Annotated in this window: 9 protein-coding genes; 3 read left to right on the forward strand and 6 right to left on the reverse strand. The window is 75.1% G+C overall.

All coding sequences use genetic code 11. The annotated features are described in order from the left end of the window. Positions 1–99: 99 nt before the first annotated feature. A complete protein-coding gene (locus ADL22_RS09970) occupies positions 100–1,086 on the reverse strand; it encodes a ScbA/BarX family gamma-butyrolactone biosynthesis protein (protein WP_079063985.1) in 987 nt (328 codons plus the stop codon). 147 nt (positions 1,087–1,233) lie between these two features. Then, a complete protein-coding gene (locus ADL22_RS09975; RefSeq protein ID WP_066975917.1) occupies positions 1,234–1,851 on the reverse strand; it encodes a ScbR family autoregulator-binding transcription factor in 618 nt (205 codons plus the stop codon). Between the two features lie 197 nt (positions 1,852–2,048). Here ADL22_RS09975 and ADL22_RS09980 point away from each other — a divergent pair, with 197 nt between their 5' ends. Beyond that, positions 2,049–3,080 carry an MDR family NADP-dependent oxidoreductase gene (locus ADL22_RS09980; RefSeq protein WP_066975919.1) on the forward strand — a complete coding sequence of 344 codons (1,032 nt, stop codon included), beginning with the start codon at positions 2,049–2,051 and terminating at the stop codon, positions 3,078–3,080. 61 nt (positions 3,081–3,141) lie between these two features. Here the strand turns inward: ADL22_RS09980 and ADL22_RS09985 are convergent, their stop codons facing one another. Further along, entirely contained in the window at positions 3,142–3,795 is a 654-nt protein-coding gene (locus ADL22_RS09985; RefSeq protein ID WP_066975921.1) for a TetR/AcrR family transcriptional regulator, read from the reverse strand. 483 nt (positions 3,796–4,278) lie between these two features. Here ADL22_RS09985 and ADL22_RS09990 point away from each other — a divergent pair, with 483 nt between their 5' ends. Beyond that, the gene (locus ADL22_RS09990) at positions 4,279–5,040 is read left to right on the forward strand and encodes an HAD family hydrolase (protein WP_234430625.1); all 762 of its coding nucleotides are present in this window, start codon (positions 4,279–4,281) and stop codon (positions 5,038–5,040) included. Between the two features lie 208 nt (positions 5,041–5,248). Here the strand turns inward: ADL22_RS09990 and ADL22_RS09995 are convergent, their stop codons facing one another. Further along, positions 5,249–6,118: a PaaX family transcriptional regulator C-terminal domain-containing protein gene (locus ADL22_RS09995; RefSeq protein WP_066975925.1), complete on the reverse strand. Its 870-nt coding sequence runs from the start codon at positions 6,116–6,118 to the stop codon at positions 5,249–5,251. A 4-nt stretch (positions 6,119–6,122) separates the two neighbouring features. Then, positions 6,123–7,730 (reverse strand): AMP-binding protein, encoded by a 1,608-nt coding sequence (locus ADL22_RS10000; RefSeq protein ID WP_066975926.1) that lies wholly within the window; start codon positions 7,728–7,730, stop codon positions 6,123–6,125. Between the two features lie 170 nt (positions 7,731–7,900). Between ADL22_RS10000 and ADL22_RS10005 the strand changes: the two genes are divergently transcribed. Beyond that, positions 7,901–9,052 carry an acyl-CoA dehydrogenase family protein gene (locus ADL22_RS10005; protein ID WP_066975928.1) on the forward strand — a complete coding sequence of 384 codons (1,152 nt, stop codon included), beginning with the start codon at positions 7,901–7,903 and terminating at the stop codon, positions 9,050–9,052. 711 nt (positions 9,053–9,763) lie between these two features. Here ADL22_RS10005 and ADL22_RS10010 read toward each other — a convergent pair. After that, on the reverse strand, positions 9,764–11,119 hold the full coding sequence (locus tag ADL22_RS10010) for a hypothetical protein (protein ID WP_066975930.1): 1,356 nt from the start codon (positions 11,117–11,119) through the stop codon (positions 9,764–9,766). Positions 11,120–11,183 lie beyond the last annotated feature (64 nt).

Genomic DNA, 11,183 nt, shown 5'->3' on the forward strand with positions numbered 1-11,183 from the left:
GGGGCGGGGGGGGGGGGGGCCGCCCCGGGGGCCCCCCCCCGCCCCCCCCCCCCCCCACCCCCCCCAGCCCCGCCAGGCCCGCCAGCCCCTCCGGCCCCGTCAGCCCCCCGGCCCCACCGGCACACTGGCCACCCGCGCCTCCAGCACCCGCTTGCCGTGCTGCTCGGCGCCCACCGCCACCTCCCGCCGCCCGTCCCCGGCCGCCGCCGCCCCGGCGCGGGCCCGTACCCAGCACGGCGCGTCCAGTTCCGCGTACCGCTCGAAGGCGCAGTCCAGCGCGACCGGCAGCGACGGGCCGGACACCGCGGCCCGCGCGGCCTGCCGCACCGCCTCGACCATCAGCATCCCCGGGACGTGGTCCACCGGGTGGTCGAAGAGCACCGGGTGCGCGGTGTCCACCCGCAGCTGCCAGCGGTCCGGCCGGTCCGCGGGGGCCAGCACCACGTCCCCGGCCCGCTCCCGGCCCACCAGGTGCGGCGCGACCGGCCCCGGCGGCGGCAGCCGGCGGGCGTTGGCCAGCGCGATGTCGCCGTACGCGCCGCGCAGCCGCCGGTAGCCCGCCGGGCTGTGGCAGGAGTACGCCAGCGCCGCCACCGCCACCTCCTCGCCGTCGTACCGGATCCGGAACTCCTGCTCCACGCCGGCCAGCCGCTTCCGTCGGCGCACCACCTCCCGGTCGGTGACCTCCAGTTGGATGTCGGCCGGGGTGCCGGCGGCGGGCAGCGCCCGGGGCCGGAGGTCGCAGCGGACCCGCCGCCAGGTGAGCGGGTGGTCCAGCGGCACCCCGTGGGCGACATGGCTCAGGAATATCCCCGCCTGCCGCACCGTCTCGATCAGCAGCAGCGGGTCGGGCAGCCCGTGCGCCGCCCCGTAGAAGCCGTGGGCGGCCGGCCACCGGGCGGAGACCAGCCAGCTGCCCGGCCCGCCGCGCCGCCAGTCGGTCAGGAAGACGCCGGAGACCGCGGCGGCGGGACCGCGCTCCCCGGGCTGCGGGAGGGCCGCCGGCGGTCGGTTTCCGCCCGCCGGCTGTCCGGGCCCGCCGCCGAACGGCTCGCGGGCGTGCGGGGTGAGAATGGCGCTGGCCATAGGCGTCCTTTCTGGCGGGCGGCGGTCACCGGCGCCCCCGCGGACTCAACTCCGGTCTCCGGCCCGGCATCCCAAGATACGAACCATGTGGTTTGTTTTCCAGTGCCGGGCGGACCGTTCCCCCCACAGGGCGACGGGCCGGAACGCTCACACGGCGAGCCGCACCGCGCGTCCGTGCGGATCCAGATGGCCCAGCGCGCCGGGCGAGGCCAGGCCCGGCAGGATGTGCCGCCACAGCGCCGTGACGCGCTCGGGGAGGTCGGCGCGGTTGGTCGCCGCGCGGGAGAAGAGCTGCACGCCCATGTAGGCCGAGACGAACAGCTCGGCGGCCCGCTCCGGCACCACGCCGGGCAGTAATTCCCCGTGGGCGTGCGCCTCGGTGAACATCCCGGTGAGGGTGTCCGTCCACACCTCGTACGGGGCGAGCGGGTGGTCGCTGAACGTGGTCTCCACCGCGATCCGGGTGCCGGCCTGGAGCAGCGGGTCGCTGCGCAGCGCCAGGGCCACCCGGTGCGTGAAGTCGATGGCGTCCTGGAGGCGGGAGGCGCTGACCGGTGGGACGAACGGTCCGGCCTGCTCCCGGATGACCGCGCGCGCCAGCGCGTCCTTGGAGCGGAAGTGGAAGTAGACGGCCCCTTTGGTCACCCCCGCCCGCTCGACGATCTCCGCCATGGTGGCTGCCTGGTAGCCGCGGGCACCGATGACGTGGGCCGCGGCCTCCAGGACGGCGCGCCGGGTGCGCGCCGCCCGCTCCTGCTTGACCACGCTCGTCCTCCGTATGCTCTCGTGGAGTTGTTGTGCCTGGGGTGCGTCCCACTGCCGTGGCCGCGCAGCCTGTTTCCGCATCATAAAGTTGTCAACCATGCGGTCCTCGCGGGTCGGGCGCGGCCCTCCGGCCGGTGCCCGCACCCCGGCGGAGCGGTGCCCCGTGGTGCCGCCGTACGTGCCCGAGGAGCAGACCCATGACCGATCCCGCCGCCCCCGGCCTGCCCGCCGTCCACCGGGAGGTGCGGCTGGCCCGCCGCGCCGGCGACGAAGAGCTGACGGAGTGTCACTTCACGGTGGCGGAGGTCCCGGTACCGCGCCCCGGGCCGGGTCAGGTCCTGGTGCGCACCCGCCTGATGGCGGTCACCGCGGCGATGCGGACGCAGATGACCGCCGCGCGGCTGCCGATGCCGTCGTTCGAGCCGGGGCGGCCGCTGTGGGGCGCCGCGATCGGCGAGGTGGTGGCCGCGCCCGGCGGCGGCCTCGCGCCCGGCGACCTCGTCCAGCACCCGCTGGGCTGGCGGGAGTTCGCGGCCGTCGACCGCGACCGGGTGCGCCCGCTCGCGCCGGACGCGCTGCCCTTCCCGGCCGCGCACCTCTCCCAGGGCGCCACCGCCTGGGGCGCGCTGCGCCGCGCCGCCGGGGTGCGCGAGGGCGACACCGTCTTCGTCAGCGGGGCGGCCGGCGGGGTGGGCAGCCTGGCCGGGCAGCTGGCCCGCCGGCTCGGCGCCGGCCGGGTGATCGGCAGCACCGGCTCGGCGGCCAAGGCGGACCGGCTGCGGGCGGAGCTGGGCTACGACGCCACGGTCCTCCGCGGCGCCGGCCCGATCGAGGAGCAGCTGCGGGCCGCGGCGCCGGAGGGGATCGACGTACTGCTGGACACCGTCGGCGGGGAGCAGCTGCGCGCGGCGCTCGCCCTGGCCCGTCCGGACGCCCGCTTCGCCCTCGTCGGCGCGCTCTCCAGCCAGCTGGGCGGGGGCGGCGGGCTGTCCTGCCCGGTCGAACTGGACGCGGCGGTGCTCATCACCCGCCGGGTCGCGCTGCGCGGTTTCGGGCTGTACGCGCACCCCGACCTGCCGGCCGAGTGGACCGCGGAGTTCGGCCGCGGGCTGCGGGACGGCTCGCTGGTCTTCCCGCACACCGTGCTCCGGGGCATCGAGCAGGCGCCGCGGGCGCTGTGCGAGCTCACCCGGGGACGCCACCTCGGGTCCGTCCTCGTGGAGGTGTGAGCCCGGCGCGGGGCGGGGGCGCGGCGCGGGCCGCCGGCCGGCGCATGCACGCGGCGGGCGGTCAGCCGGCCGGCACCTGCGCGGGCGCCGGGATGCCGCCCGCCATGGCGCGGTCGGACGGCGCCGCCAGCAGGCCCCACAGACCGGTGACCGCCTCCGCGTCCCACCACGTCCGGTCCGCGCCGCCCAGGTGCAGCAGCCCGACCACCACCGACGTCAGCAGCTGGGCGGTGCGGCGCGGTTCGGCGTCCGAGGGGCGCGGGCCGGCGAGCCCGTCCCCGCCGCCGGCCACCCCGCCGGTGCCGCAGGTCACCGCCTTGTCGAGGAAGAGCGCGTACCAGCGCTGCTCCAGGGCGTGGATGTCCAGACCCGGCGCGGTCTCCGGGCGCAGCCGCAGACCGGCCCGCAGCACCGCGTCCGACTGCACCCGGTCGAACAGCTCCACGGCGAAGTCCCGCACGGCGACGGTCAGCGGCTCGGGGGAGCGCAGGAAGCCCTCCTCGATCTCGCTGAGGGTGGCCAGCGCGGTGTCCCGGACCGCGAGGGTCAGATCGTCCTTGGACGTGAAGTGGAAGTACAGCGCTCCCTTGCTGAGGCGGGCCCGCCGGCTGATCTCGACCATGCCCGCGGCGGGCACTCCCTTTTCCAGGAAGGTCTCTGCGGCCGAGCGGATGAGCGCCTGGCGGCTCTGGATGGCGCGATGCTGCGTGGGCACGGTGTCCGTCCCGTCTCTCGTACGACTGCAACGTGTGTGCAGTGTACAGAGAAAACCAACCATGCGGTTCGCTATGCTCAGGGCAATTGGCCGGATCCGTCCGGCCCTGTCGTGAAGCCGCCGCCCGGCGGTGGCCCGGATTCCGCTTCTGCGGTCCGACCGCCGGTAACCAGTCTGGCCCGGAGTCGCGGCGCTTGTCGACCCGTCAGGGACGAGCAAAGGCGCATTGACAAACAGCGCAGGCGGTTTTTAAATCTCCGAAGGCGGTAAACGGGACGATCCCTTCCGTTGCCGCCGCTTCGACGGTCGCGTACCGCCCTTGGACAGCGGTGCGCCACGGCGAGACCGCCTCTGCCGCCCCAGTCGTCGACCGCAGGCCCGCCCGACCAGCTGAGCCCGCACAGACACCCCAGCCCCCGCACCCCATCGGAACCCGAAAGGTCCCCATCCATGCGCGTATCAATGGAAGTCGGCGAACGTCCTGTGAGAGCGCGGAGCGCCGGCGGCGAGACGATCAGGGCCGCCGTCTTCGATCTGGACGGCACCCTCGCCAACACCCTGCCCGCGATCAGCAAGCTGCTGGTCAAGGTGGCCGCGGAGCAGGGCTGTTCGGTGACCGCGCGGCAGGCGGCCGCCGCCATCGGCAAGCCCCCGGCCGCCGCGTTCGGCCGGCTGCTCGGCCGCCCCGAGGACGACGGCCGGGTCCAGGCCGCCATCTCCCGCTACCGCGAGCTGTTCGCCTACGAGGTCCTGTGCCAGGGCCCGCAGCTGCTCTACCCCGGAGTGACGGCCGGGCTGTCCGCGCTGCGCGCCCACGGTGTCGAACTCGCCGTCGCCACCTCCAAGACGACCCGCAGCGCCGAGGCCCTGCTGGATGTGATGGGCATCCGCGACCTGGTCGGCCCGGTCGTCGGGCAGGACATGGTCCGGCGCGGCAAACCGCACCCGGAGCTGGTGCTGCGCGCGGCCGGCCGGCTGGGCGTCCCGGCCTGGCAGAGCGCGTACGTGGGGGACACCGTCGGGGACATGCGGATGGCGGTGACCGCGCGCATGGAGCCGGTCGCGGTCACCTACGGCAGCGGCACGTTCGGGGAGCTGGCCGCGGTCGCCGGGACGCGGATGTGCGGTTCGTTCAAGGACGTGGTGTCGGTGATCGCCGCCGCCCGGCCGCGTCCGGCGGCCGCCGTGCCGGCCCGGCCGCGCGCCGCCGCTGTCCCGGTGGGCGCGTACCAGCGCCGCCGCTGACACCGGGGGCACAGGGGCCGCCCGCGGCCCAAGGGGGACACCGGGGCCGCGGCCGGATACAGGGGACGTGGGTCCGTACGCGGGACAGCCGGGCGGACGAGGACGCAGGGGGCCTCCTCGGACAGGGGCCGCCCGGCCAGGGGGAACGCGGCCCGCGCAGGGGGCAGCGGGCGGCGAAGGGGGAAGAAGGGGCGGCGCGCGGGGGAGTTCAGCCGCCGTCCCGGGCGCCGGGCGGCCCGCCGGCCACCTCGTGGACGTAGCGGGCGCCGGCCGCCCGGAGCAGCGCGTGCAGCCGGCCGAAGACCTCGGCGGCGCGGCCACCCGGCCAGTCCTCCGGCAGGAGGGGAGAGGGCAGACCGGGATCCGCGTAGGGCAGCCGGCGCCAGGCGTCCAGGGCCGGGAGGTAGTCGCGGTAGGCCGCCTCGGGGGGTATCGCGCGGCGGCCCGACCAGCGGGCCAGGACCGGTTCGTGCGCGGCCAGGAAGGCGCGGTGCCGGGCGGCCAGCGCGTCCAGGTCCCACCAGCGCGCCACCGCCCGCGCGGTGGGCGTGAAACCGGCGTGGGTACCGCTGAACAGCTCGACGTAGCCCGCCAGTTGGAGCCGCTCCAGGGTGTGCCGGGTCTCCTCCAGGAGGTGCGCGGGGGCGATCCACACCCCGGGCGCTGCGGTGCCGAAGCCCAGCCGGGACAGCCGGGAGCGCAGCAGATGGCGCTTGTGCCGCTCCTCCTCGGGCACCGAGAAGACGGCCAGCACCCAGCCCTCCGGCCGCCCGGCGGCGGGCCGGCCGAAGATCCGGCGGTCGCCGTCCGCGAGCAGCTCCCGGCCCGCCTCGGACAGCCCGTACGCCGCGGCGCCGCCGGTCGTGCGCTCCGCGGTCAGCAGCCCGCGGCGCTTGAGCCGGGAGACCGCCGAGCGCACCGACGGCGGATCCACCCCGAGGACGCCGAGCAGCCGGATCAGCGCGGCCACCGGGACGGGGCCGGGCAGGCCGTCCGCGCCGTCCGGGCCGCGCCCGTAGGCCCCGTAGAACGAGACGATCAGGGATCGCGGGGTCGGCCGGTCGGGTGCGTCGCTCACCGGATCACTCTAGAGCGCCGTCGCGCAGCCGGAAGCGCTGGATCTTGCCCGTGGGGGTGCGCGGCAGCGCGTCGCGGAACACCAGCTCCCGGGGGCACTTGTAGGGCGCTATCCGGGTCTTGACGAACGCCCGCAGCGCCGCCGCGGTCTCCTCCCCGGGCGGTACGCCGTCCCGCAGCACCACATGGGCGACGACCACCTCCCCGCGCTCCTCGTCGGGCCGGCCGACCACCGCCGCCTCGGCGACGTCCGGGTGGCGCAGCAGCGCGTCCTCCACCTCCGGCCCCGCGATGTTGTACCCGGCCGAGACGATCATGTCGTCGGCGCGGGCGACATACCGGAAATACCCGTCGCGCTCCCGGATGTACGTATCACCGGTGAGGTTCCAGCCGTCCCGGACGTACGCGGTCTGGCGCGGGTCGGCGAGATAGCGGCAGCCGGTCGGGCCGCGCACCGCCAGCAGGCCCGGCTCGCCGTCCGGCACCGGCCGCCCGTCCGGCCCGACCACCCGGGCCTCGTAACCGGGCACCGGCAGCCCCGTCGTCCCGGGCCGGATCGCGTCGTCGGCGGCGGAGAGGAAGATGTGCAGCAGCTCCGTGGCGCCGATCCCGTTGATGATGCGCAGCCCGGTCGCCTCGTACCAGGCGCGCCAGGTCGCGGCGGGCAGGTTCTCGCCCGCCGACACGCAGCGGCGCAGCGAGGACACGTCGTACCCGGCGAGCTTCGGCAGCATCGCCCGGTAGGCGGTGGGCGCGGTGAACAGGACCGAGAGGCGGCGGGCCGCGATATCGCCGAGCAGCCGCTCCGGGCCGCCCCACTCCGCGAGGTACGCCGACGCGCCGGCCCGCAGCGGGAAGACCACCAGCCCGCCGAGCCCGAAGGTGAAGCCGAGCGGCGGACTGCCGGCGAACACGTCGTCCGGGCGGGGCCGCAGCACCCGCGCGGAGAAGGTGTCGGCGATCGCCAGCACATCGCGGTGGAAGTGCAGGCAGCCCTTGGGGCGCCCGGTGGTGCCCGAGGTGAAGGCGATCAGCGCCACGTCGTCGGAGGCGGTCGGCACCGCCTCGTACGGCGCGCCGCCGGGCCGGGCGCAGCGGACCAGGTCGTCCGGGGCGTCGCCGCCGAACGTGGTGATCCGCAGGCCCGGCACCCCGGCCAGGGCCAGATCGCCCACCGAGCGGACGTCGCACAGCGCGTGCCCGACCCGGGCCAGCCGGCAGATCGTGGCGAGTTCACCGGGCCGGTGCGCCGCCAGCACCGTCACCGCCACCGCGCCGGCCTTCATCACCGCGAGCCAGCAGGCGGCCAGCCACGGCGAGGTCGGGCCGCGCAGCAGGACGCGGTTGCCCGGGACGACGCCGAGCGGACCGGACAGCGTGTGGGCGATCGCGTCGACCCGGGCCCGCAGTTCCCCGTAGGTCCACACCTCGCCGCCGGCCCCGAGGAACGCGGGCCGGTCCGCGCCCATCCGGGCGAGGGTGGCGTCCAGCAGCTCCGCGCCGCAGTTGAGCCGGTCGGGATAGCCCAGGTCGGTGAGGTGCGGCCACTGCTCGGGCGGCGGCAGGCCGTCGCGGGTGAAGGTGTCGGTATGGGCCGAGGACCGTAACTCCATGCGGGGTGCGCCCCCTTGGGCCGGTGGCCGCGGGGCGGCCGGGAGGGGTGGAGATGGGGTGCCGTACGGATCCCCGTCAGCGTAACGTCTTCGTGACGGCAGTCAACAGTCCGCGATACCGTCGGCCGGCCGCCGGCCGCGCCGACCACCGCTACCAGGGGAGCCGCCTCGTGACCGCATTCGCACTGGGACCGGACGACGAGCAGTGGTGCGCGCGGCTGCGCGCCCTGGCGGCCGAACGGCTCCGGCCGCTCGCCGAGCGCGGCGAACCGGGCCGGATCAACCGCCCGCTCCTCACCGCCCTCGGAGAACTGGGCCTACTGGCCCGCCTGTTCCCCGACGGCGGCAGCCCGCGCGCCCTGGACCTCTGCCTGCTGCGCGAGTCCCTGGCCCGCGAGTGCACCGAGGCGGAGACCGCCCTGGCGCTCCAGGGGCTGGGGCTCTGCCCGGTGGTGCAGTCCGGGACGGACGCCCAACGGGCCCGCTGGCTGTCGGAGGTGACGTCCGGGCGCGCGGTGGCGGCCTTCGCGCTGAGCGAGCCCGAGGCCGGATCGGACGCCGCCGCGCTCACCCTGGCCGCCGAGCCGGACGGCCCCGGCCGCTGGCGGCTCACCGGCGAGAAGTGCTGGATCTCCAACGCGCCCGACGCCGACGTCACCACCGTCTTCGCCCGCACCGGCGGCCCGGCCGGCGCCCGCGGCATCACCGCCTTCCTCGTCCCCGCCGGCCGCCCCGGCCTCGGCGGCGAACCCCTGGACATGCTCAGCCCGCACCCCATCGGCACCCTCGTCTTCGACGGCACCCCGGTCACCGCCGCGGACGTGGTCGGCGAGGTGGGCGGCGGCTTCGGCGTGGCGATGCGCACCCTGAACCTCTTCCGCCCCAGCGTCGGCGCCTTCGCGGTCGGCATGGCGCAGGCCGCCCTGGACGCCGCGCTGGCGCACACCGCAACCCGCACCGCCTTCGGCGGCCCCCTGAAGGACCTCCAGTCCGTCGGCCACCGCCTCGCCGACCTGGCCACCCGCACCGAGGCCGCCCGCCTCCTCGTCTACGCCGCGGCCGCCGCCTACGACCGCGGCGACCCCGCCATCGCCCGCCGCGCCGCGATGGCCAAACTCCTCGCCACCGAAACCGCCCAAGAGGTCGTCGACGCCGCCCTCCAACTCCACGGCGCCCGAGCCCTCCGCCGAGGCCACCCCCTCGAACACCTCTACCGCGAGGTCCGCGCCCCCCGCATCTACGAGGGGGCTACGGAGGTGCAGCGGTCGATTATCGCCAAGGAGCTTTATCGGGGGGTGGGGGTGAGGGAAAGGGACAGGTGACGCATGTCGGTCCTTGGCAAACTTCCCGAGCCCTTCGTGGTTGGCTTCGAGTCATTGCCCTCACCGACCTCGTGCGGGAGAGCCCTACGGGCGGTGCGTCGCTGAGACCGGTGCCGAGTGCGATGGCGTCGGGGCGACAGGGGCCTTACCGGCTGTGCCCGGCCCGCCGGCCGCGGCCAGCAGCACCAGCAACAGCAGGAGCCCGCCTCCTCCGGTCCCCGCAGACACGGCGAGGGTGCGAGGGCTGATGGACCGGCGGTGCCCGCGCACACGGGTGCCGTCCGAGCGGTAGTAGGAACGGACCCGGGTCGTCGGGCCGGTGGGGACCGGCCGCGGCACGGGAGCAGGACGCAGGTTCGCGCGTCGGGATGCCGCAGGGGGTTGCGCGGCGCGGGGTCGGGCACGGCGGTTGTGGCCTTTGACGTAAGTGCCATCACGACGGTAGTGCGGGCGTACGTAAGTCACGAGCATCCTCGGCGTGAAGGGGGAGCACCCCAGGGACGGGGCCGGGTATTCCTCGGCTCAAAACTCGACGGTACCGACCGCCACTGACAATGCGGGGTGGCCAACGCAGCGGCCGTGCGCACCGCATGAGCGGTACCCAGCGATGTCCGGACGGTCCCCGAAAGCCGTTCCGGCACAACCTCCGGACACGGGTCAGGGGCCCGCTCCGCCCAAGGAGTCAGGCCCCTGCCCGGGTACCCCGGGAGCTCAGCCCGCGAGCAGGCGCATGGCGAGCACGGACCCGTCCGGCTGGACCGAGACAGGGCCACCCCACTTGGGGTCCCGTCCGGCCTGCGGCCACGCGGACCGCCTGGCGTAGACCTCGCCGCGGTACTGCTCCACGCGTCCATTCGCGAGGTGGCCGAAGAGCGTGGCGTCTACGCCGGAGAACGCCTCCACCCGGGTCCTGTTCAGCCGGAAGACGTGGTCCGTGCCGACGAAGCGCATTCCGAGGAGCGTGTGCTGCGCGTCCTGAACGCTGCCGGTCGCGGCATGTGCGGTGCCGGTGAAGCGGCGCTGGCCCTGGCGGGTGGAAAGGTAGGGAGCGGTTGCTTCACCATCGCCCGCGAACGCCGTCAGCCCCGCCGCGGCTGTGCGTGCGATAACCCGCCGGAACCAGTCGAAGCGCTCCGGGGTGACGTGGAAGCCTGGTTCGGGTGCGCGTGTCTTGTCGCCTTCGGCAGGCGGCTGGATGCCGGGGAAGTGATTTTCTTCCTTGAGCGGGTCGTCCAGGCTGCCGCCCGGCGCACGTTCTGAACCAGTCAGCCAGCCGCCCCGTCCCTCGGCGTGGAGGGTGTGCACAGTCAGCGGACCGTCGAGCGGCAGCTCCGTGCTGAACACCAGGGAGGGGGTCTCGTCCCAGTCCCCGATGTGCACTGCCTCCACGTGTGCCGAGGCGGATGCGAGCTGACCATGGGAGATAGCGGCGTTACCGTGGTTGCCCTTGCAGGCGATCGGGAAGGCCCGGGAGGGCTCGCCCGGCTTCCACACCTCCGCGAAGAAGTCTGGGCGGTACCGGTAGCTCAGCCGCGGGCCCTTGTCCCTGCTGGTCAGAGCCCAGCCGGCGCGCAGCGCCGTGTCCGCCGGCACGATCGAGACGACGTGGTCGGGGTAGCGGTGGAGCAGGATGCGCTGGGCCAGTGCCAGAGCGAATCCGATGCCGAGTTCTCCGGACTGGAGAGCCTTGTAGTAGTCCGCGGTGTCGCGGCCTTCGGCGGACAGCTTCATGAACGAGTCGGGTCCGCCGGTCAGTGCCTGGGTGTACTTCAGCGCACCCCAGTGCTCTGCGAGACCGCGCCCCGCACCCCGGCGCGACAACGCCATTGCGCGGCCCAGCGTGTGCAATACCTCCCATGGGGTCAGTCCGAGGGACCCGGTCTCCCCTACGCGCAGTGGCTGAAGTTCCGGCTTCCGCCGCAGGGCGTCGAGCTCATTCTCCTTGCGTTTCTTGTCATCGTCCGCCGCCGCGGCTTCCACACTGCCCACCAGTCCCGGACTGGAGTGGATGGCGACGTGCGACTGCTGAGAGAGCTCTCTCAGCACTTCTGATGCGGACTTCTTCACGCTGCTCCCCCTGGTATCGGCCGCGGCCGGCCTGAAGTAAGGCCGGAATCCGGGCGAGAGAATC

This window comes from Streptomyces sp. NRRL F-4489 (assembly GCF_001509485.1).
Taxonomy (GTDB): Bacteria; Actinomycetota; Actinomycetes; order Streptomycetales; family Streptomycetaceae; genus Streptomyces.

What these genes read in the sequence shown, in the direction of transcription:
- ADL22_RS09980 (WP_066975919.1), top strand. Translation starts at nt 2,049, where the DNA reads ATGACCGATCCCGCCGCCCCCGGCCTGCCCGCCGTCCACCGGGAGGTG.
- ADL22_RS09970 (WP_079063985.1), bottom strand. Translation starts at nt 1,086, where the DNA reads ATGGCCAGCGCCATTCTCACCCCGCACGCCCGCGAGCCGTTCGGCGGC.
- ADL22_RS10000 (WP_066975926.1), bottom strand. Translation starts at nt 7,730, where the DNA reads ATGGAGTTACGGTCCTCGGCCCATACCGACACCTTCACCCGCGACGGC.